This window comes from Streptomyces sp. SM10, from assembly GCF_002910915.1.
Lineage (GTDB): Bacteria > Actinomycetota > Actinomycetes > Streptomycetales > Streptomycetaceae > Streptomyces.
The window spans coordinates 1-20,736 of record NZ_NEUF01000147.1 but is presented as its reverse complement, the minus strand read 5'-3'; the positions used below and the strand labels follow the sequence as shown (position 1 = coordinate 20,736).

The window sequence follows — 20,736 nt, the reverse complement described above, 5'->3', positions numbered from 1 at the left end:
ATGGGCGCCGGCCACGCGCACACGCTCTACCGGCACGGGCACACGCCCGTCCACGCCCTGCCCCCGCACTGCAAGCTGGCCGCCGTCCTCTGCTTCGTCGTGGTCGTGGTCTCCACCCCGCGCGAGGTCGTCTGGGCCTTCGCGCTCTACGCGGCGCTGCTCGCCGCCGTCGCCGCGGTGGCCCGGCTCTCGCCCGGTCTCCTGCTGAAGCGGCTGGTCATCGAGGTGCCGTTCGTCGCGTTCGCGCTGCTCATGCCGTTCGTGGTGCCCGGCGAGCAGACCGAACTGCTCGGCGTCTCCGTCAGCGTCCCCGGCCTCTGGGGCGCCTGGAACGTCCTCGCCAAGGGCACCCTCGGCGTCGCCGCCTCGGTGATCCTTGCCTCCACCACCGAGCTGCGGTCCCTGCTGCTCGGCCTCCAGCGGCTCAGGCTGCCCCCGCTGCTCGTCCAGATCGCCTCCTTCATGATCCGGTACGGCGACGTCATCACCGACGAACTGCGCCGGATGTCGATCGCCCGCCGCTCCCGCGGTTTCGAGGCCAGAGGCGTCCGCCAGTGGGGTGTCCTCGCCAAGACGGCGGGCGCCCTGTTCATCCGGTCCTACGAACGCGGCGAGCGCGTCCACCTCGCGATGGTCAGCCGCGGTTACACGGGGACCATGCCGGTGATCGACGAGGTGACCGCCTCGCGCACCGAGTGGGCGCACGCGGCGGCACTCCCCGTGCTGGCCCTCGTCGTGTGTCTGCTGGGATGGACCCTATGAGCCAGTCCACCGCCCCCGCCCCGTCCCTCGAGGTCAGCGGCCTCGCCTACGCCTACCCCGACGGTCACCAGGCCCTCTTCGGCGTCGACCTGACCGTGGCCCGCGGTGAACGCGTCGCCCTCCTCGGCCCCAACGGCGCGGGCAAGACCACGCTCGTCCTCCACCTCAACGGCATCCTCGACGCGGGCGCCGGCACCGTCCGGGTCGCCGGGCTGCCCGTGGAGAAGCGGAATCTCGCCGAGATCCGCCGCCGGGTCGGCATCGTCTTCCAGGACCCCGACGACCAGCTCTTCATGCCGACCGTCCGCGAGGACGTCGCCTTCGGGCCCGCAGCGGCCGGACTGCGCGGCCCGGAGCTGGAGGACCGCGTCCTCACCGCGCTCCGCCGGGTCGGCATGGAGGAGTACGCGGCACGGCCCCCGCACCACCTCTCCTTCGGCCAGCGCCGACGGGTCGCCGTCGCCACCGTCCTCGCCATGGAGCCGGAGATCCTCGTCCTGGACGAGCCCTCCTCCAACCTGGACCCGGCCTCCCGCCGCGAACTCGCCGACATCCTGCGCTCCCTGGACGTCACCGTCCTGATGGTCACCCACGACCTGCCGTACGCCCTCGAACTCTGCCCGCGCGCCGTCATCCTCAGCGACGGGGTGATCGCCGCCGACGACCGCACACAGGACCTGCTCTGCGACGACGCCCTCATGCGCCGGCACCGGCTGGAGCTGCCCTTCGGCTTCGACCCGCGTTCCGTGTCCGTTCCGCGACCGTGAACAGATGGTGACCCGCCACCCGTTCGACCTGCGGCGCGATGCACCATGGGGGGATGAGCGGGAGCGCGGGAGCAGGCGTGGATGTACGGGGCACGGTGGCGCCGGGGTTCGAGGCGGTACGGGACGCCTTCGTCGGTAACTTCGAGCAGCGCGGGGAACGGGGAGCGGCCGTCGCCCTCTACCGCCACGGTCGCAAGGTCGTCGACCTGTGGTCCGGCACGAGGGACGTCGACGGGGCCGAACCCTGGGCCGTGGACACCGTGCAGGTCGTGCGTTCGGCCGGGAAGGGGGTCGCCGCGGCCGTCCCCCTCCTGTTGCACCAGCGCGGACAGGTGGACCTGGACGCCCCGGTCGGCACGTACTGGCCGGAGTTCAAGGCGAACGGCAAGGAGCGCGTCCTCGTACGCCACCTGCTCGCCCACCGTGCGGGGCTGGCCGCCCTCGACACGACACTGACGCCCGCGGAGGCGGTGGACCACTTCTCCGGGCCGGAGGCCGTCGCCGCCCAACGGCCCGAGTGGGAGCCCGGGACCGACCACGGCTACCACGCCCAGACCTACAGCTGGCTCATCGGCGAGCTGGTCCGCAGGGCCACCGGGCGCACCATCGGCCGCTGGATAGCCGAGGAGATCGCACGCCCCCTCGGCCTGGACTTCTGGTTCGGGCTCCCGGAGGACGAGGCCCACCGCATCGGGCGCATCGGACCGGTCGAACCCCCGCAGGCCCAGGGCGGCGCGACCCTGCGGGTGCGGCCCAAGCGGTCCGTCGTCGAGGCCTACGCCGACCCGGGCTCCCTCACCCGCCGCGCCTTCGGGGCGATCGACCCCTTCCCCGACGAGAACGACCCCGCCTACCGTGCGGCCGAACTCCCCGCGTCCAACGGGGTCGCCACCGCGCGCGGACTCGCCCGCTGCTACGCGGCGATGATCGGCGAGGTCGACGGCCAGCGGCTGTTCGCCCCCGCCACCCTCACCCTGGCCCGGACCGAGGAGTCCGCGGGACCGGACCGGGTCCTGGTCGTCAACACCCGTTTCGGCCTCGGCTACATGCTCCACGGCCCCGCCGCGCCGCTGCTGGGGCCCGGGTCCTTCGGGCACCCCGGCCGGGGCGGCTCGCTGGGCTTCGCCGACCCCGAATCGGGCATCGCGCTCGGCTACGTGACGAACGGTCTGCAGAAGGGAGTTACCGCCGACCCCCGTGCCCAGGCCCTGGTCAGGGCAGTACGTTCGGCGCTATGACTCTTCCTCGCTTCCACGGGTACGCAGCGCTCCTCACCGGAGCCGGACGCGGCATCGGGGCGGCCACCGCCCGCCGTCTCGCCGCCGAGGGCGCGGCCGTCCTGGTCACCGACCTGGACGCCGCGCGGGCCGAAGACACGGCGACCGCGATACGCGAGGCGGGCGGCACCGCCGAACCGCTGGCCTGCGACGTGGGCGACCGGGCGGCGGTCGAGGCGGCGGTGGCGCACGCCGTCACCGCCTTCGGGCGCCTCGACGTCCTCGTCAACAACGCCTACGCCGACCACCAGGACGCCCCGCTCTTCGAGGACGAGGCCGACGAACAGTGGGCCCGCGGCCTCGACATCACGCTCACCGGCGCCTACCGCTGCTCCCGCGCCGCCCTGCCGCACCTGGTGGCCTCCGGTCGGGGCGCCATCGTCAACATCGGCTCGGTCAACGGCGAGCAGGACTTCGGCGGCCACGCCTACAGCGCCGCCAAGGCGGGCCTGGCCAGCCTCACCCGTACGCTCGCCGGCCACGCCGGGCCGCGCGGGGTCCGCGTCAACCTCATCGCCCCCGGCACGATCCGCACGGACGCCTGGACGGGCCGCGACGCCGAACTGGAGCGTGCGAGCGCCCTCTACCCGCTCGGCCGCGTCGGCGAACCCGACGACATCGCGTCCGCCGTCGCCTTCCTCGCCTCCCGCGAAGCGGCCTGGATCACCGGCACCACCCTGCGGGTCGACGGCGGCATCCTGGCGGTCAACACGGGCTTCCGCGCGGCGATGACGGGGAACGCCTGAACCCGCGTTCGCGGCAGGACGCCGGATCGCCAGGTGCCCTGGCGATCCGGCGGCGGTGACGTCCACGCCCGAGTGCCGCTCAGCTCGTGTGCAGCATCAGCCCGATGCCCACCACCATCAGACCGGCGGCCGCGATTCGTGGCGCCCCGAAACGCTCCTTGAAGAACACCGCGCCGATCGCGGCGCCGACGATGATCGAGGACTCGCGCAGGGCGGCGATCGGGGCGAGCGGGGCCTTCGTCTGGGCCCACAGGACGAGACCGTACGCGGTGACCGACAGCGCGGCGCCGAGGAGGCCCCGCGCGGCGAACGGGGCGAGCTGGGGGATCAGTTCGCCCCGGCGCCGCCAGAACGCGTACGTGGGGATGGCGATCCCCTCGAAGATCATCAGCCAGGCGACGTAGCCGAGCGGGGTTCCGGAGGCGCGCACCCCGGCCCCGTCGACCGTGGTGTACCCGGCGATGGCCAGCCCCGTGGCGAGGGCCGCCAGGATCGCCGGCCAGTGGGGGCGCTCGCCGGAGCCGCGGATGCCCCACAGGGCCAGCCCGACGAGCCCCGCCGAGGCCACGGCGACGCCCGCCGTCGCCCAGGCGTCCGGGCGCTCGCCGAGGAAGACGGCGGCCAGGACCGTCACGACGAGCGGAGCCGTCCCGCGGGCGATCGGATACATCTGGCCGAAGTCGCCCAGGGTGAACGACCGCATCAGCAGCACCATGTACGCCACGTGCAGGGCCGCCGAGACGAGCAGGTAGGGCCAGGCGCCCGCGGCCGGGAGCGGGGCGAAGCAGGCCAGCAGGAGCCCGATCAGCACCCCGCCGCCGGAGATGAGGGTGAAGGACAGCAGCTGGTCGCGTATGGCGTGGGCGATCGCGTTCCAGCCGGCGTGCGTGAACGCGGCGGCCAGGACGGCCGCCGCCACCAGTGGGGTCACGCGTTCCGCTCGCGTACGTCCACGAGGGTGCCGCCCGCGAGGTCGACGAGGGTGGCGGGATCGAGCCGGAAGACGGCGTGCGGGTGGCCGGCCGCCGCCCACACCACCGGGTGGGAGAGCAGCCCGCGGTCGGCCAGCACCCGGGTCTTCGTGCGGTGGCCGAAGGGCGGCACGCCGCCGATCGCGTATCCGGTGGTCTCCCTGACGAGGTCGGCCCGCGCCCGCTCGACCTTCCCGGCGCCCAGCTCGCCCCGCACGAGCTCCAGGTCCACCCGCGACGCACCGTCCATCAGGACCAGGACCGGCACGCCGTCCGCCTCGAAGATCAGGGACTTGACGATCTGGCTGAGCTCGCAGCCGATCGCCGCGGCGGCCTCGACCGCGGTGCGGGTGGCGTCGGGGAAGCGGCGTACCTCGACGTCGAGACCCAGCTCCCGCAGGGCTTCGGCGAACCGGGGGTGGGCATCGGACGGGGCCGTGGCCGGGGTGGCGTCGGAAGTGCTCATGCCCCGCACGCTACTGAACCGGGCCGGGCGCGCACCACATCGATGAGGCTGTCGCCGCGCGACGGCGACGGGGGCGGGACGACGGCGGGAAGCAGGCCGGGCCGGAGGCGTGATCCGCCTCCGGCCCGGCCCGCTGTGGTCGTGCGTGTTCAGGACCCGGCGCGCAGCACCGCCGCCACCACCGGGCCGGCCGCATCGCCGCCGTGGCCGCCGGACTGGACGACCGCCGCTGCCGCGAGGTCGTCGCTGAAGCCGGTGAACCAGCTGTTGGACGTGCCCTGCCCGTCGACCTCGGCCGATCCGGTCTTGGCGCCCTTGTCGCCGCCGACCGAGGCCATGGCGGCCTTGCCGGTGCCCCAGGAGGCGGTGGCCCGCATCATGTCGTTCAGCTGCCGGGTGACGTTCGGCGACAGCGAGCGCGAGGCGGTGGCGAGCGGGCGGTCGTCCAGGGACTGCGGGACGATCACGGGCTGACGGAACGTCCCGTTGCGGGCGGTCGCCGTGATGGACGCGATGTTGAGCGCGTTCATCTGCACGGTGCCCTGGCCTATGTACTGGGCCGCGGCCACGCCGCCGCTCTCCTCGGGCACGCTGCCGTCCCAGGAGACCACGCCGGTCTTCCAGTCCAGGCCGATCCCGAAGACGTCACGCGCCTCCTTGGCGAGGGCGGCGTCGTCGTGCACGTCGTCGATCTTCTTGATGAAGGCCGTGTTGCAGGAACGGGCGAAGCTCGTGGTGAACGTGTCCGAGTCCGGCAGCGAGAAGTAGTCCAGGTTGTGGAAGGTGTTCCCCTGGTACATGACGTCCTTGGGGCACTCGATCGGGCTGGTCGCCGAGGTGATGCCCTTCTCGATGAGCATCGCGGCCGTCATGATCTTCAGGGTGGAGCCGGGCGCCTGCTGGCCCTGCATCGCCGCGTTGAAGCCGGTCGCCGGGTTGTTGGCCACGGCGCGGATCGATCCGGTGGACGGCCGCACGGCGACCACCGACGCTCCGCTGAACTGCTTGACCGCCTTCTCGGCGGCCGCCTGCGCGTCCGCGTCGAGCGTGGTTTGGAGCTTGCCGGGCTTCCCCTTGGCGAGCGTCAGCAGCGTGGTGTCCGGCAGCTGTTCGTCCGCGGGCTCGATCCAGGTCTCGATCCCGGGAGAGCCGCCGGTGGTGTCGCCGTACTTCTTACGCAGGCTGTCCAGGATCGGCCCGAGCGACGGGTACGTCTCCTTGTCCAGCACCTTGCCGTTGTGGTCGACGGCCTCGATCGCCGCCGTCGAGGACTCGCCGGTCCTCAGCGTGGCGCCCTCGGTCAGCTCCGGATGGATCACCGTGGGCTCCCAGTCGACGAGCGCCTTCCCGGTCGTCAGCCCCCGCACGACGGCGAGTTCCGAGGAGTACGACCAGGGCTTGGTCTTCCCCTCGTAGGACACCGTCGCCTTCACCGTGTAGGGCACCTTCGTGCCGACGGCGGGCCCCGGTGTGATCACGGCCTCGGTGACGTGCGCGTCGTCGGCGTACCCGGCCAGTACCGGCTCGGCGACGGACTCGTTGTTCGTGAGCCCTGCGGCGGCCTGCGCGTCACCGGACGCCCACGCCGCGAGGAAGCCCTTGGCGGTCTCCTCGATCTCCTCCTTGCCCGGCGGCCCGGTCTTCACCTCGGACGACGCGGCGGCCGTCTCGGTGTCCCCGCCCCCGTCACCACCCAGCACCACGTCGTACACGCCGTACCCGAGCCCTCCGGCCACCAGTACGAACACTCCGCCGACGATCGCGACCTTCGCTCCACTGCGCATCTGCGCTGTCCCCCTCCCCAGGAGTTCTCTTGAACGTGTTCAAGAGACGCTTCCCTGGGCACCCTACGGGACAACAGGGGTCTCTGAGGAGGTTGTTACCGGACCGCGACGCACCCTGGATAGCGCTTTCTCGCCAACCCGCGCCCAGGCCCGGACGTACCGCGCAGGACGCTCTCCGCCCCGGCCGCCGATGGGGGCACCCTCAGGACGCGCCCCATCGTGCCTCTCCCCGCTACACCCACGTGTCCAGCCACATCCGGTCGCGCCAGGACGTGTCCGGGATCGACGTGCCCGTGTAGAGCGGCCAGAAGTAGATGAAGTTCCAGACGATCAGCAGCACCAGCACCCCTGCCGCGATCGCGCCCAGGGTGCGTCTCCGGTCGCCCGTGGGATCGGCCTTCTCCAGGCCCAGGCGGTGTCTGGTGCCCGTGCCGGCCGCCGGGCCCAGGAGGGCGCCGATCGTCATCGTGACCGCCAGGCAGAGGAACGGCACGAAGACGACCGCGTAGAAGAGGAAGATCGTCCGCTCCTGGTAGAAGAACCAGGGCACCCAGCCCGCCGCCACCCCGCACGCGATCGCGCCCGCCCGCCAGTCGCGGCGGAAGAACCAGCGCCACAGCACGTACAGGAGGGCCACGCACGCCGCCCACCAGAGCAGCGGGGTACCCAGCGCCAGGACCTCGCGGGCGCACTTGCGCGTCTCGGAGGTGAGGCAGCCCGTCTGCTCCTCGTAGAAGTACGAGACGGGCCGGCCCAGGACGATCCAGCTCCACGGATTGGACTGGTAGGTGTGCCCGGAGGTCAGGCCGACGTGGAACTCGTAGACCTGGTACTCGTAGTGCCACAGGCTGCGCAGCCAGTCAGGGAGCCAGGTCCAGCTGCCGCCCTTGCCCTGGGTGGCCGCCCAGTTGCGGTAGTAGCCCTTGTCCGTGACGATCCAGCCGGTCCACGAGACGAGGTACGTGCCGAGGGCGACCGGCACCGTGGAGACGAACGCGGGCAGCAGGTCCCGCAGCAGCACCGCACGGTAGGGCTGCACGGCGCCCGCCGTCCGCCGCGCGCCGACGTCCCAGACCACCGCCATCACGCCGAACGCGGCCAGGATGTAGAGCCCGTTCCACTTCGTGGCGAAGGCAAGACCGAGCATCAGCCCGGCCGCGATCCGCCACGGGCGCCACCCGAGGCGGAGCGTTTCCGCGAGGTGCGCGTCCGGGCGCAGGAGCCCCTCCTCGTCGACCGGCAGCGCCGCGGCCAGCTTGCGGCGGGCCCAGTCGCGGTCGATGAGGAAGCAGCCGAACGCCGCCAGCACGAAGAACATCAGCACCAGGTCGAGCAGCGCCGTGCGGCTCATCACGAAGTGCAGCCCGTCCACGGCCAGCAGAGTGCCCGCGAGGCAGCCCAGGAAGGTCGAGCGGAACAGCCGGCGGCCGATGCGGCACAGCATCAGGACCGAGAGGGTGCCGAGGAGCGCCACCATGAAGCGCCAGCCGAACGGGGTGAAGCCGAAGAGCTGCTCACCGATCCCGATGATCCACTTGCCGACCGGCGGATGGACGACGTAACCCGGGTCGACCGGGATGTCCACCGAGGAGGGGTCGCTGAGGATCTGCTTGTCGATGTCCTTCGGCCAGGAACCCTCGTAGCCCTGGTTGATCAGCGCCCAGGCGTCCTTGGCGTAGTACGTCTCGTCGAATATCACCGCCTTCGGGCTGCCGAGGTTCCAGAAGCGCAGCACCCCGGCCACCAGGGCGACCAGCAGGGGCCCGCCCCAGGCGGACCAGCGCACCAGGCGCCCGGCGAGCGCCGGCGGCACCGCGACCACGTTCCAGAACTGGCGGCCGGGGCGGCTGTAGGGCGGGACCAGACGCTCGCGCAGCCCCGTCTCCGGCCGTGGGGAATGGCCGAAGCGGCGCAGCCGCCGCTGCCAGGAAGGCTGCTGGTCGCCGGGGCCGTCCCCGGCGTCATTGCCCTGCTGGGCCTCGGGCGCAGTACTCGTCACCGCGCCATCGTAGGGAACGCATCTGTGCGAGTGGTGCCGCCCGTGCTGGGAGGATGGCCGATGTGACTGGAACGACTGGAACGCTCGTACTCGCAGGGACCCCCATCGGTGACGTCGCGGACGCCCCGCCACGGCTCGCCGCCGAGCTGGAGACGGCCGACGTCGTGGCCGCCGAGGACACCCGGCGGCTGCGCCGGCTCACCCAGGCCCTGGGCATCCACACGACAGGGCGTGTCGTGTCCTACTTCGAGGGCAACGAGTCGGCGCGTACGCCCGAACTCGTCGAGGCGCTGGCCGGCGGTGCGCGCGTCCTGCTCGTCACCGACGCGGGGATGCCGTCCGTCTCCGACCCCGGCTACCGGCTCGTCGCCGCCGCCGTGGAGCAGGACATCAAGGTGACCGCCGTGCCCGGCCCCTCCGCCGTGCTGACCGCGCTCGCGCTGTCCGCCCTGCCCGTGGACCGCTTCTGCTTCGAGGGCTTCCTGCCGCGCAAGGCGGGCGAGCGCCTCGGAAAGCTGCGCGAGGTCGCCGGCGAACGCCGCACCATGGTCTTCTTCGAGGCCCCGCACCGGCTGGACGACACCCTCGCCGCGATGGCCGAGGTCTTCGGGGCCGACCGCAGGGCCGCCGTGTGCCGGGAGCTGACCAAGACGTACGAAGAGGTGAAGCGCGGCCCGCTGGGCGACCTGGCCCTCTGGGCGGCCGAGGGCGTGCGCGGCGAGATCACCGTCGTCGTCGAGGGCGCCACGGAGTCCGGCGAGGAACTGGACGCCGAGGAGCTGGTGCGCAGGGTGCAGGTGCGCGAGGAGGCGGGGGAGCGGCGCAAGGAGGCGATCGCGGCGGTCGCCGCCGAGGCCGGGCTGCCCAAGCGCGAGGTGTTCGATGCGGTGGTCGCGGCAAAGAACGCGGCTCGGACCGGCCAGGATCAGGGCAAAGGACTAGCCTGAAACGTAAAGCGCAAGCCGCGTACCGGGCCCTTTGCCCACGGATCGGCCAAAACCGTTCCAACACTCGGCAGACCTGGTGCGCCGCCCCCGGGTGAAGGCGTCCACTTGAGGTGGCACGCATCATCCGGAGTGCTTGTCCGGAGTGCTTGTCCATCGGACAAGAGGAGCAGGCATGAGTGAGATCGCAGCAACCACCGTGCACGAGGCGTACGCCTTCGCCTGTATGCGGTGCGGACACGGCTGGGAACAGGCCTACGAGATAGAGCACCACGTCGACGGCTCGGGCAACGCCTTCGTCGTGTACAAGGCGGACGGAGAGCGGGTCCCCTCACCGTTGTCCACCCCGACCTGCACCAACTGTGGCGGCCATGTGGTCCGGATCATGCGCGCCGGCCGGGTCTCCACCGTCCAGCGGCTGCTCCAGCCCCAAAAGACCGCACCTCCGGAGGCCGGGGCGGACAGGATCGCCGCCACCGCCGTGCCGTCCTCCGGGACCGCCACGCACCACTGGCAGCTGTCCGATCTGCTGCGCCCCTTCCACCGTCGGTGAGCCCGCCCACCGGCGGTGAGCGAGGGCCCGTGCCCTCGTAGAGTCGGGGGCATGAGCCGTACCGACGCCCCGCCGCTCCCCGAACCCCTCCGGGTTCCGGTCGCCGATTCACACACCCATCTGGACATGCAGGACGGAACCGTCGAGGAGGGCCTGGCCCGCGCCGCGGCGGTCAACGTGACCGCCGTCGTCCAGGTGGGCTGCGACGTGAAGGGCTCGCACTGGGCCGCCGAGACCGCGGCCGCCCACCCGTCCGTGCACGCCGCCGTGGCCCTGCACCCCAACGAGGCGCCCCGCATCGTGCACGGGGACCCCGAGGGCACGGCCCGCCAGGGGGCCCGCGAGCCCGGCGGGAAGGCGGCGCTCGACGAGGCGCTCGCCGAGATCGACGCGCTCGCCGCCCTCCCCCACGTACGCGCCGTCGGCGAGACCGGCCTCGACTTCTTCCGTACGGGCCCCGAGGGCATCGCCTCCCAGGAGGAGTCCTTCCGCGCTCACATCGAGATCGCCAAGCGCCACGGCAAGGCCCTGGTCATCCATGACCGCGAGGCCCACGAGGACGTGCTGCGCGTCCTCGCCGACGCGGGCGCGCCGGAGCGGACCGTCTTCCACTGCTACTCCGGGGACGCCGAGATGGCCCGGATCTGCGCGGCGGCCGGATACTTCATGTCCTTCGCCGGCAACGTGACCTTCAAGAACGCGCAGCCGCTGCGCGACGCGCTGGCCGTCGCCCCCGCCGAGCTGGTGCTCGTCGAGACCGACGCCCCCTTCCTCACCCCCGCCCCGTACCGCGGACGGCCCAACGCCCCCTACCTCGTTCCGGTCACGCTCCGCGCGATGGCCGAGGTGAGGGGCGTCGACGAGGACAGCCTCGCCGCCACCGTCTACGACAACACCGCGCGGGCGTTCGACTTCTGACGCTCCGGGCCGGCCCAGGTCGACACGTCAGGTAATCGTACGACTTTGGACGGTGATGGAACCTCGGCTACCGTGCCCGCGCATAGGGGTCGGCAGCCGGAGTTCCTGGAGCGTCGTGGGCCATTCGCAGGGCAGTCACCGCGCACCGCGCGGCGGTGGGCGTACGGGGCGGCGCCGGTGCGGGTCCCCGCCCCGGCGCCGCCCCGCTCCCTCCACGAGGAGCGGACGATCGTCGCCGGCTCCTGGCACGGCCTGCTCCCGGTCCACGACCCGACCGTGCTGGACACCCCGCTGGTGCCCCCGCCGGCGGCCGTGCGGAAGCAGCCCACCGGGCACCGGGCGGTCCGGCGGCACCGGAGCGCGCCCGAGGGGCTGCGGCGGCTCGTCCCCCGCGCGCTGGTCCTCGCCGTCCTGGCCGGCGGCACCGCCGCCTTCCTCGCCCAGGACAAGGCCGTCCGCGTCAGCGTCGACGGGACGTCGCGCACCCTGCACACCTTCGCCGACGACGTCGGTGAGCTGCTCGACGCGGAGGGCGTCACGGTCGGCACCGGCGACACCGTCGCCCCCGCCCCCGCCACCGGGCTGGACGACGGCGACCAGGTCACCGTCCACCGGGAGACACGCGGGTCCGGGCCCGGGCCGGGCGGCGGCCCCCGGGCCCCGTGGCGGCCGTAGGCTTAACGGGTGAGCACCACAGAGCCCGACGCCCTTCTGGGCCCCGCAGACATCCGCGAGCTGGCCGCAGCGCTGGGCGTACGCCCCACCAAGCAGCGCGGCCAGAACTTCGTCATCGACGCCAACACGGTCCGCAGGATCGTACGCACCGCCGAGGTGCGGCCCGACGACGTGGTGGTCGAGGTGGGCCCCGGTCTGGGGTCGCTGACCCTGGCCCTGCTGGAGGCGGCCGACCGGGTCGTCGCCGTGGAGATCGACGACGTGCTCGCGGGCGCCCTGCCGGCCACGGTCGCCGCCCGGCTGCCCGGACGCGCGGACCGCTTCGCCCTGGTCCACTCGGACGCGATGCTGGTCACGGAGCTGCCCGGCCCGGCGCCCACCGCGCTCGTCGCCAACCTGCCCTACAACGTCGCCGTGCCGGTCCTGCTCACCATGCTGGAGCGCTTCCCCACCATCGAGCGGACGCTCGTGATGGTCCAGGCCGAGGTCGCCGACCGGCTGGCCGCCCGCCCCGGCAACAAGGTCTACGGCGTGCCCTCGGTCAAGGCCAACTGGTACGCCGACGTCAAGCGCGCCGGGTCGATCGGCCGCACCGTCTTCTGGCCCGCGCCCAACGTCGACTCGGGGCTGGTGTCCCTGGTGCGGCGCGCCGAACCGGTCCCGACCACCGCGAGCCGGGCCGAGGTGTTCGCCGTCGTGGACGCCGCCTTCGCCCAGCGCCGCAAGACGCTCCGCGCCGCCCTGGCCGGCTGGGCGGGTTCCGCACCGGCCGCCGAGGCGGCCCTGACCGCCGCGGGGATCTCCCCGCAGGCGCGGGGCGAGGCCCTGACCGTCGAGGAGTTCGCCGCCATCGCCGAGAACAAGCCGGAGCCCTCCGCATGACCCGCAGCGTCACCGTCCGCGTCCCCGCCAAGGTCAACGCGCAGCTCGCGGTGGGCGCCCCCCGGCCCGACGGCTTCCACGACCTGGCCAACGTCTTCCTCGCCGTCGGCCTGTACGACGAGGTCACCGTCACCCCCGCCGAGGCGCTGCGCGTCACCTGCTCCGGACCGGACGCCGGCCAGGTCCCGCTGGACGCCACCAACCTCGCGGCCCGCGCCGCGATCGCCCTGGCAGCCCAGCGCGGCATCGCCCCCGACGTCCACATCCACATCGCCAAGGACATCCCCGTCGCCGGCGGCATGGCGGGCGGCAGCGCCGACGGCGCCGCCGCGCTGCTGGCCTGCGACGCCCTGTGGGCCACCGGGGCGAGCCAGGAGGAACTCCTTAAGATCTGCGCCGAGCTGGGCAGCGACGTGCCCTTCAGCCTCATCGGCGGGGCGGCGCTCGGTGTCGGACGCGGCGAGCAGCTCACCCCGATCGAGGTCGGCGGAACCTTCCACTGGGTCTTCGCCGTCGCCGACGGCGGGCTCTCCACCCCGGCCGTGTACGGCGAGTTCGACCGGCTCACCGCCGGCACCGACGTACCCGAGCCGTCCGCGTCGCCCGCGCTCCTGACCGCCCTGCGCAAGGGGGACACCACCGCGCTCGCGGGCGCCCTGTCCAACGACCTCCAGGCCGCCGCACTCTCCCTGCGCCCCTCGCTGGCCGGCACCCTCGCGGCGGGCACCGCCGCCGGAGCCCTGGCCGCCCTCGTCTCGGGATCCGGGCCGACGACGGCGTTCCTCGCCGCCGACGCGGAGTCGGCGCGCACGGTGGCCGCCGCCCTGCTGGCGTCGGGCACGTGCCGCAGCGCGCGGGTGGCGGTATCGCCGGCACCGGGGGCCACCGTCGTCTGACGGCGGGCACCCGGGCGGAATCCGCCTGTGGCGCGGCACGCAGTCGCGGGCGGAGCGGCGTCTCAGCCGAGCTTCAGCGTGTCCTTCGCCAGTTCGTACGCCGGGAGCATCTCCTCGTGCTCCTGCGAGTCCAGTCCGCCCAGGTGCACCACGACCGGGCCCTTCGGGGTGGAGACCGCGAAGGCCCGCTCCGTCTTCGGCTCGTCCAGCAGCTCGCCGCTCACCGTGTAGACGACCTCGGCGGCGGGCACCGCGCCCGCCTCGGCCTCCTCGTACGCGGCCTTCGACGCGTTCGGGTCGCCGGCCACGAAGTCCTCCAGCGCCGCGCGCGGGGGCGTGTCCGGACCCTTGCCCTGCCAGACCCGGAGGTAGCCGATGTTCCCGGCCGGCTTGGCGTCGATCTCGCAGACCATCGTGGCCGAGCCCTGCTCGCCCAGCGCGGCGAGGTCGGAAGCCGGCTCCACCGTGACCGCCTGCGGCTTCCAGCCCGCCGCCAGGTCGAAGGTCACCGGGAGCTCGCACGCCGACCCGGCGGCGCCGAGCGTGCCGCCCTTCGCCGGGGCCGCGCTCCCGGCCGACTTCGCGGGGGCGCTGTCCCCGTTCTTCCCCGTGTCCGCCGCCGTGTCGCCCCCGGACGACGAACAGCCGGCCAGCACGGCCGCCGTCAGGACCGCCGGAACCAGTGTCCGTATCGCGCCACGCATCATGAAGTCCCCACCCCAGAGATGTTCCGAACCGCTCCGACCTGGGGTTACTCCCCATGATCGATCGCCGCACGCTATCGCACCCCGCGCGGCGACTACTCTGGGACGTCGAGCGGTCCCCGACGCAGGGATCCCCTAGGCAGGAGTGAAATGGCCGTCAATCTGGTCAATGTCGAGCAGGTCAGCAAGGTGTACGGCACCCGTGCCCTGCTCGACGGCGTATCCCTCGGGGTGTCCGAGGGCGACCGGATCGGCGTCGTCGGCCGGAACGGCGACGGCAAGACGACGCTCATCCGGATGCTCGCCAAGCTGGAGGAGGCGGACACCGGCCGCGTCACCCACAACGGCGGGCTGCGCCTCGGTGTCCTGACCCAGCACGACTCGCTGGACCCGACGGCCACCATCCGGCACGAGGTGATCGGCGACCTCGAGGACCACGAGTGGGCGGGCAGCGCCAAGATCCGTGACGTCCTGACCGGGCTCTTCGGCGGCCTCGCCCTCCCCGGCTTCGAGCACGGCCTGGACACCGTCATCGCCCCGCTCTCCGGCGGCGAGCGGCGCCGGATCGCGCTGGCCAAGCTGCTCATCGGCGAGCCCGACCTGATCGTCCTCGACGAGCCGACCAACCACCTCGACGTCGAGGGCATCTCCTGGCTGGCCGGCCATCTGCGGGCCCGGCGCTCCGCGCTCGTCTGCGTCACCCACGACCGGTGGTTCCTCGACCAGGTCTGCACCAGCATGTGGGACGTCCAGCGCGGTGCCGTCCACGAGTACGAGGGCGGCTACAGCGACTACGTGTTCGCGCGGGCCGAGCGGGAGCGGATCGCCGCCACCGAGGAGTCCAAGCGGCAGAACCTGATGCGCAAGGAGCTGGCCTGGCTGCGTCGGGGTGCCCCCGCCCGTACGTCCAAGCCGCGCTACCGCATCGAGGCCGCCAACGAGCTGATCGCCGATGTGCCGCCCCCGCGCGACACCAGCGAGCTGATGAAGTTCGCCAACGCCCGCCTCGGCAAGACCGTCTTCGACCTGGAGGACGTGACCGTCCAGGCCGGGCCCAAGACCCTGCTCACCCACCTCACCTGGCAGCTCGGCCCGGGTGACCGCATCGGCCTGGTCGGCGTCAACGGAGCCGGCAAGACCTCGCTGCTGCGGGCCCTCGCCGAGGCGTCCCGCAGCCAGGGCGACGTGCAGCCCGCCGAGGGGAAGGTCGTCGTCGGCAAGACGGTGAAGCTCGCCTACCTCTCCCAGGAGGTCGCCGAGCTCAACCCGAACCTGCGCGTCCTCGAAGCGGTCCAGCAGGTGCGCGACCGCGTCGACCTCGGCAAGGGCCGGGAGATGACCGCAGGTCAGCTCTGCGAGCAGTTCGGCTTCGTCAAGGAGAAGCAGTGGACCCCGGTCGGGGACCTCTCCGGTGGTGAGCGGCGCCGGCTGCAGATCCTGCGTCTGCTGATGGACGAGCCCAACGTCCTCTTCCTCGACGAGCCCACCAACGACCTGGACATCGAGACGCTGACCCAGCTGGAGGACCTCCTCGACGGCTGGCCCGGGTCGATGATCGTGATCTCCCACGACCGGTTCTTCATCGAGCGCACCACCGACAAGGTGATGGCGCTCCTCGGCGACCGGGCGCTGCGGATGCTCCCGCGCGGCATCGACGAGTACATCGAGCGCAGGCAGCGCATGGAGGAGACGGCCACACCCGCCTCCGCCGCGGCGGCCTCCGCGCCCAAGGCAGCGCCGGCCGAGACCGTCTCGCCGCAGGCGGCGCGTGCCGCGAAGAAGGAACTGCAGAAGGTCGAGCGGCAGCTCGACAAGATGTCGACCAGGGAGACCACGCTGCACGCGCAGATCGCCGACAACGCCACCGACTTCGCGAAGGTCGCCGAGCTCGACGCCGAGCTGCGTGAACTGGTCGCGGAGCGGGACGTGCTGGAGATGCGCTGGCTGGAACTGGCCGAGGACGCCTGAGAGAGGGGGCGGAGCGGGTGATAGAAAAGAGGACCGCTCCGCCTGGATGACCGTGCGGATCAATGTCCGCACGAGGGGGATCCGCCGATGACCCAGCCGCCCGGCCAGCAACCGCCGCAGGGAGGCTTCGGGGCACCGTACGACCCTCCGCCGGGGCCCGCGTACGGATACCCGCCCCAGCAACCGGGCACGGCTCCCGGACCGTATGCCCAGCAGCCCGGTCCGTACGGGCAGCCGCCGCAGGGCGGTTACGGATTCCCGTCGCAGCCGCAGCCGGTCGCGGCGCCCCAGGGGCCGGGCGGCGGTGGCCGCTTCAAGGGCAGGACCGGCATGGTCGTCGGCGCCGTGCTCGCCCTGGCCCTGATCGTCGGCGGGGGCGTCTGGTTCGCCCTGGGCGATGACGACGCGAAGAAGCCCGCGGCCGGAGGGACGTCCGGCCCCTCGACCGCACCGGAGCAGGGCGACGGCACGAGCCACGCCGCGAGTGACGTGGAGCTTGCCGGGCAGCTCGACGCCCGCCGCGAACCGGGCGAGGCCAAGGTCCGGTGGTTGCAGAGCCTGGGCACCGACCTCCCCGGCCGGGCCATGGGCGTGTACGGCCCCTGGGAGGCCGGGGACGTCGTCGCCAAGGCCATGTACCGGACGGTGTCGGGCTACTCGACGGCCGACGGCACGGAGCGGTGGAGCCTGCGGATGCCCGAGGACATCTGCGCGGCGCCCACTCGCCCGACCACGGACGGCAGGATCGTGGTCGCGGTCGAGGCGGCGGACTCCGACACCGGTGCGGACTGCTCCGTCCTGCAGATGATCGACCTGCGCACGGGGAAGCCGGGCTGGAGGAAGACCCTGGAGAAGGCCGCCGTCACGGACACCGAGAGGCGGGTCGTCATGGCGGCGAACGGCGACACGGTGACGTACTCGCGCCCCGGCCACGTCCACACCTACCGGGTGGGCGACGGGCAGGAGCTGTTCGGCGCGCAGCCCCGCGACTGCCGGTCCTACGCCTTCCTCAGCGGTGCCCGGACGATCGCCGCGGCGGACTGCCCGGGCGGTAACCAGATCCAGGAGTTCGACCCCGCGTCCGGGAAGAAGCAGTGGACGTACGCACTCGAGAAGGACTGGTTCATCGACCAGGTCTACTCCGTCAGCCCCCTGGTCGTCTCGGTGCAGAAGGGCGACACCTGGCGGGTCCTGGCCCTGCGGGACAACGGCACCCTGCGGTCGCGCATCGAGCTCGGCACCCGGGACGTCGATCTCGGCTTCGCCGACTACGAGGTGAGGTGCGGGGGATACCTGGTGGTGACCCGCAACAGGGACGACTGCGCGGGGGTGGCGGCGGACGACGACACGTTCTACGTGTCGACCAAGCGGAAGCACGTCGAGTTCGACGTGGACAACCGGATCGTCGCCTTCGACCTGAACACAGGCGAGCAGAAGTGGACGGCCGACGCCCCCCTGGGGCGGAGGATGGAACCGCTGCGCACGGAGGGCGGGAAGCTGCTGCTCTACGTGGCGGCCACCAGGACGCAGGGAGGCGCGATCGCCACGCTCGGTCCCACCGGCGGGACCCCGCGGACCGTGCTGACCCATCCGGCGTCGACGGCCACGATCGAGGCGGGCATGACCGCGGCCGAGGTCCTCTACGAGGACGGCCGTTCGCTCCTCACCCTGCCGCTGGTCGGCATGGAGGAGGACGACGAGGCCGAGGCGGACATGAAGACCATGATCGCCTTCGGGGAGTGAACGGGCCGGCGGACGGACCGCCACGCGGCCGGTGCCACGGAGAGCTTCGCCCGGGCGTGTGCGCGAACCGGGCGCCGGACCGCGAGAGCGGTGGGAGAGGAGTGCGGGATCCGTCCGCCGGGGCGTACACGCGGCCCCGCTGAGGAATCCGGCATCAGCGGTCGACACCCGAGAGCTCGCTCCACGAGCCGAAGGGCGTCTGGCAGGGCAGCCGTTCCTCCCCTCTTCCGTGGCGGGTCGGCGAGGAGGGGGAGGCGACAGCCGTCCTGGGCCCCGGTGAACAGGCGCCGGTCTGCGGGGATTCTGCGAAATGGGCACGTTTCGCATCGAGTTGAAGCGCTGTCGGAAACCGGTGCACGCGCGGCGCCCGGCGGTGCGTAACGACGGCATCACGGCCCGGTTCTCCCTTGGGAACAGGGGGTGGACCGAACCGGTGCCGGGTGTGGTGCGGGTGGTACAAAGAAGCCCCGCTCGACTGTCGTAACGCCGCGGAAGCCATGCCCGATTCGCTCCTTTCCGGGGGGAATTCAGAGATTTCTTGTACCTGATCCTCTGAGCCCAGCGGAATCGCGGGGGAGACCGGAACGGGCACCGGAACCGCACGAAGGGGGACGTGCTGATGACCCAGCCGCCCAGCCAGCAACCGCCGCAGGGGGGCTTCGGGGCTCCGCAGGAACCGCAGGGCACTCCTCAGCCGCCGTCCCAGCCGCCGTCACCACCTGCGGCGCCGCCGCAGACGCCGCCCGGGCCCCCGCAGACGCCGCCCCCGGCGACGCCGCCCCCCGCGCAGCCCGGTTACGGCTACCCGCAGGCGCCCGGAGCGCAGCCCGGCTACGGCTACCCGCAGGCGCCCGGGCAGGCGCCCGGGCAGGCCGACCCCGGCCCGTACGCCCAGCAGCCCGGTCCCTACGGCGCCCCGTCCGGTCCGTACGCCCAGCAGCAGGGCCCGTACGGTCAGCAGCCCGGCCCCTACGGCCAGCAGCCCGGATACGGCTACCCGCAGCAGCAGTACCCCGGCGCGCCCGCGCCCGGCGGCACCGGTGGCGGCCCCTTCAAGGGCAAGCCCGCCGTCATCATCGGTGCGGCGCTCGCCGCGCTCCTCGTCATCGGCGGAGGCGTCTTCCTCGCGGTGGGCGGCGGTGACGACGACGAGAAGAAGCCCGTCTCCAAGTCCAGCAGCGGCGCCGTGGACCCCAGCACCTCGCCCAGCGTCGACCAGGGCGACGGCAAGGGCGACGGCCGCGAGGCCAACGACGACCTGAACGCCGGTCGCAAGGAGGGCGAGGCGAAGGTCCTCTGGCTGACGACGAACGACGTCGACCTGCCGCGCAACGGCGCGGACGTGTACGGCCCGTGGATCGTGGGGGACACGATCGTCAAGGGCATGTACCGCTCGGTCGTCGGTTATTCGGTGGCCGACGGCAAGGAGAAGTGGAAGCTTCCGCTCTCCACCGACCTGTGCGCGGCACCAGGGGCGGCCACTGCCGACGGCAAGATCGTCATCGGTGTGAAGAACGGCACCACGGACAAGTCCACCTGCGCCGATCTGCAGATGGTCGACCTCAACACCGGCAAGGCCGGCTGGAAGAAGTCGATCAAGAAGAACGGCAACTTCGACCTGCTGTCCGACATCAATATCGCGATCAGCGGTGACACCGTGGCTGTCGGCCGCACGAGCAACTCCAACGGCTACCGGGTCAGCGACGGCAAGGAGCTGTTCGGCACCCCGTCGAGCGGCTGCAAGCCGTTCTCCTTCGCCGGCGGTCCCAAGCTGATCGCCGCGGCAGCCTGCCGCACCGAGTACGGGGAAGCCCCGCAGAACCAGATCCAGGAGATCGACCCGGCCACCGGGAAGGCCAAGTGGACGTACCAGCCCAAGGTCGGCTGGGAGGTCGACAAGGTCTACTCGGTGAGCCCTCTCGTCGTCTCGCTGACCCACAGGGAGGACAAGAAGTGGGGCGTCCTCGCGCTCAAGGAGGACGGAAAGCTCCGCTCCCAGCTGGTCAGTGACAAGGGGGAGAAGCTCTCCGTCGACTGCGCCGGCCTCGTGAACTTCGGTCGAAACCTGGAAGACTGCATGGGCGTGGCCGCCGACGCCGACACCTTCTACATGATGACCGAGGACGACACCAGCGGCAGCGCCCGCACCAACAAGGTCGTCGCCTTCGACCTGAACACCGGCAAGACCAAGTGGAAGTCCGCGGCCCCCGCCGAGCGCACCATGAAGCCGCTGCGCATGGAGGGCGGCAACGTCCTGGTCTACCTGGAGCCCTCGTACGACAAGGGCGGTGCGATCGCGACGATCGCGCCGACCGGAGGCGCGCCCAAGGTGCTGCTGCAGCACCTGGACTCGACGACCGGGATCGAGAACTTCTTCTCGTCCAAGGTCGTCTACGCGGGCGGCCGTTCCTTCATCGTCAGCGACCGCGTCAGCGCGAGCAACGACGAGGAAGAGCTGGAACAGACGACCATGATGGCCTTCGGCAAGTGACGGCCGACGACGGCAGCAGCCCCTTCTTCTCAGACTCCGCAGAGGTACGTACGCCATGACCCAGCCGCCCCAGCCGCCCAACGACCCGCCCCAGGGCGGGTTCGGTGCCCCGCAGGACCCGCCGCCCGGCGGATTCGGCGCGCCCACGCCGCCGCCCGGGCAGCCCGGCATGCCCCCGCAGGGGTACGGC

The 20,736-nt window shown here is 72.4% G+C and carries 18 protein-coding genes; 13 read left to right on the top strand and 5 right to left on the bottom strand.

What is annotated here, in order from left to right; all coding sequences use genetic code 11:
* The 4 genes from cbiQ to B9S57_RS23190 all read left to right on the top strand — a co-directional run bounded on the left by cbiQ (window position 1) and on the right by B9S57_RS23190 (window position 3,552).
* Window positions 1-762 carry a cobalt ECF transporter T component CbiQ gene (gene cbiQ / locus B9S57_RS23205; RefSeq protein WP_103517534.1) on the top strand — a complete coding sequence of 254 codons (762 nt, stop codon included), beginning with the start codon at window positions 1-3 and terminating at the stop codon, window positions 760-762.
* A complete protein-coding gene (locus tag B9S57_RS23200; protein WP_103517533.1) occupies window positions 759-1,529 on the top strand; it encodes an ABC transporter ATP-binding protein in 771 nt (256 codons plus the stop codon). Before cbiQ ends, B9S57_RS23200 begins: the two co-directional genes overlap by 4 nt.
* Window positions 1,530-1,606: 77 nt before the next feature.
* Window positions 1,607-2,767, top strand: coding sequence for a serine hydrolase domain-containing protein (locus tag B9S57_RS23195; protein ID WP_103517532.1), 1,161 nt, complete (start codon window positions 1,607-1,609; stop codon window positions 2,765-2,767).
* Complete coding sequence (locus B9S57_RS23190; RefSeq protein WP_103517531.1) at window positions 2,764-3,552, top strand: SDR family NAD(P)-dependent oxidoreductase; 789 nt, start codon at window positions 2,764-2,766, stop codon at window positions 3,550-3,552. The genes B9S57_RS23195 and B9S57_RS23190 overlap by 4 nt, the downstream gene beginning before the upstream one ends.
* Window positions 3,553-3,631: 79 nt before the next feature.
* On the opposite strand, the gene B9S57_RS23185 is transcribed toward B9S57_RS23190, so the two are convergent.
* The 4 genes from B9S57_RS23185 to B9S57_RS23170 all read right to left on the bottom strand — a co-directional run bounded on the left by B9S57_RS23185 (window position 3,632) and on the right by B9S57_RS23170 (window position 8,772).
* Window positions 3,632-4,483 (bottom strand): EamA family transporter, encoded by an 852-nt coding sequence (locus B9S57_RS23185; protein ID WP_103517530.1) that lies wholly within the window; start codon window positions 4,481-4,483, stop codon window positions 3,632-3,634.
* Entirely contained in the window at window positions 4,480-4,989 is a 510-nt protein-coding gene (locus tag B9S57_RS23180; protein WP_103517529.1) for a YbaK/EbsC family protein, read from the bottom strand. Before B9S57_RS23180 ends, B9S57_RS23185 begins: the two co-directional genes overlap by 4 nt.
* Window positions 4,990-5,138: 149 nt before the next feature.
* Window positions 5,139-6,773, bottom strand: coding sequence for a penicillin-binding transpeptidase domain-containing protein (locus B9S57_RS23175; protein WP_103517528.1), 1,635 nt, complete (start codon window positions 6,771-6,773; stop codon window positions 5,139-5,141).
* A 232-nt stretch (window positions 6,774-7,005) separates the two neighbouring features.
* Window positions 7,006-8,772: a dolichyl-phosphate-mannose--protein mannosyltransferase gene (locus B9S57_RS23170; protein ID WP_103517527.1), complete on the bottom strand. Its 1,767-nt coding sequence runs from the start codon at window positions 8,770-8,772 to the stop codon at window positions 7,006-7,008.
* Between the two features lie 53 nt (window positions 8,773-8,825).
* Between B9S57_RS23170 and rsmI the strand changes: the two genes are divergently transcribed.
* From rsmI to B9S57_RS23140, 6 genes are all read left to right on the top strand, one after another.
* Entirely contained in the window at window positions 8,826-9,719 is an 894-nt protein-coding gene (gene rsmI / locus B9S57_RS23165) for a 16S rRNA (cytidine(1402)-2'-O)-methyltransferase (protein WP_103517526.1), read from the top strand.
* 172 nt (window positions 9,720-9,891) lie between these two features.
* Window positions 9,892-10,269: a hypothetical protein gene (locus B9S57_RS23160; protein ID WP_103517525.1), complete on the top strand. Its 378-nt coding sequence runs from the start codon at window positions 9,892-9,894 to the stop codon at window positions 10,267-10,269.
* A gap of 51 nt (window positions 10,270-10,320) precedes the next feature.
* A complete protein-coding gene (locus B9S57_RS23155; protein WP_103517524.1) occupies window positions 10,321-11,187 on the top strand; it encodes a TatD family hydrolase in 867 nt (288 codons plus the stop codon).
* 177 nt (window positions 11,188-11,364) lie between these two features.
* A complete protein-coding gene (locus B9S57_RS36480) occupies window positions 11,365-11,862 on the top strand; it encodes a ubiquitin-like domain-containing protein (RefSeq protein WP_374935977.1) in 498 nt (165 codons plus the stop codon).
* Between the two features lie 9 nt (window positions 11,863-11,871).
* Window positions 11,872-12,744, top strand: coding sequence for a 16S rRNA (adenine(1518)-N(6)/adenine(1519)-N(6))-dimethyltransferase RsmA (rsmA, locus tag B9S57_RS23145; protein WP_103517523.1), 873 nt, complete (start codon window positions 11,872-11,874; stop codon window positions 12,742-12,744).
* Window positions 12,741-13,640, top strand: coding sequence for a 4-(cytidine 5'-diphospho)-2-C-methyl-D-erythritol kinase (locus B9S57_RS23140; RefSeq protein ID WP_103517522.1), 900 nt, complete (start codon window positions 12,741-12,743; stop codon window positions 13,638-13,640). The genes rsmA and B9S57_RS23140 overlap by 4 nt, the downstream gene beginning before the upstream one ends.
* Window positions 13,641-13,702: 62 nt before the next feature.
* On the opposite strand, the gene B9S57_RS23135 is transcribed toward B9S57_RS23140, so the two are convergent.
* Window positions 13,703-14,347, bottom strand: a complete 645-nt coding sequence (locus tag B9S57_RS23135) for a lipoprotein (protein ID WP_103517521.1) — start codon at window positions 14,345-14,347, stop codon at window positions 13,703-13,705.
* 147 nt (window positions 14,348-14,494) lie between these two features.
* Here B9S57_RS23135 and B9S57_RS23130 point away from each other — a divergent pair, with 147 nt between their 5' ends.
* From B9S57_RS23130 to B9S57_RS23120, 3 genes are all read left to right on the top strand, one after another.
* On the top strand, window positions 14,495-16,312 hold the full coding sequence (locus B9S57_RS23130) for an ABC-F family ATP-binding cassette domain-containing protein (RefSeq protein ID WP_103517520.1): 1,818 nt from the start codon (window positions 14,495-14,497) through the stop codon (window positions 16,310-16,312).
* Window positions 16,313-16,399: 87 nt separating this feature from the next.
* On the top strand, window positions 16,400-18,055 hold the full coding sequence (locus B9S57_RS23125) for a PQQ-binding-like beta-propeller repeat protein (protein ID WP_103517519.1): 1,656 nt from the start codon (window positions 16,400-16,402) through the stop codon (window positions 18,053-18,055).
* Between the two features lie 619 nt (window positions 18,056-18,674).
* Window positions 18,675-20,546: a PQQ-binding-like beta-propeller repeat protein gene (locus B9S57_RS23120; protein ID WP_181011442.1), complete on the top strand. Its 1,872-nt coding sequence runs from the start codon at window positions 18,675-18,677 to the stop codon at window positions 20,544-20,546.
* Window positions 20,547-20,736 lie beyond the last annotated feature (190 nt).

Bases quoted from the DNA above. Each gene is read 5' to 3' on its own strand.
- B9S57_RS23160 (WP_103517525.1), top strand. From the start codon at position 9,892: ATGAGTGAGATCGCAGCAACCACCGTGCACGAGGCGTACGCCTTCGCC.
- cbiQ (WP_103517534.1), top strand. From the start codon at position 1: ATGGGCGCCGGCCACGCGCACACGCTCTACCGGCACGGGCACACGCCC.
- B9S57_RS23135 (WP_103517521.1), bottom strand. From the start codon at position 14,347: ATGATGCGTGGCGCGATACGGACACTGGTTCCGGCGGTCCTGACGGCG.
- B9S57_RS23125 (WP_103517519.1), top strand. From the start codon at position 16,400: ATGACCCAGCCGCCCGGCCAGCAACCGCCGCAGGGAGGCTTCGGGGCA.
- B9S57_RS23120 (WP_181011442.1), top strand. From the start codon at position 18,675: ATGACCCAGCCGCCCAGCCAGCAACCGCCGCAGGGGGGCTTCGGGGCT.
- B9S57_RS23200 (WP_103517533.1), top strand. From the start codon at position 759: ATGAGCCAGTCCACCGCCCCCGCCCCGTCCCTCGAGGTCAGCGGCCTC.
- B9S57_RS23180 (WP_103517529.1), bottom strand. From the start codon at position 4,989: ATGAGCACTTCCGACGCCACCCCGGCCACGGCCCCGTCCGATGCCCAC.
- rsmI (WP_103517526.1), top strand. From the start codon at position 8,826: ATGGCCGATGTGACTGGAACGACTGGAACGCTCGTACTCGCAGGGACC.
- B9S57_RS23155 (WP_103517524.1), top strand. From the start codon at position 10,321: ATGAGCCGTACCGACGCCCCGCCGCTCCCCGAACCCCTCCGGGTTCCG.
- B9S57_RS23190 (WP_103517531.1), top strand. From the start codon at position 2,764: ATGACTCTTCCTCGCTTCCACGGGTACGCAGCGCTCCTCACCGGAGCC.
- B9S57_RS23130 (WP_103517520.1), top strand. From the start codon at position 14,495: ATGGCCGTCAATCTGGTCAATGTCGAGCAGGTCAGCAAGGTGTACGGC.
- B9S57_RS23140 (WP_103517522.1), top strand. From the start codon at position 12,741: ATGACCCGCAGCGTCACCGTCCGCGTCCCCGCCAAGGTCAACGCGCAG.
- B9S57_RS23175 (WP_103517528.1), bottom strand. From the start codon at position 6,773: ATGCGCAGTGGAGCGAAGGTCGCGATCGTCGGCGGAGTGTTCGTACTG.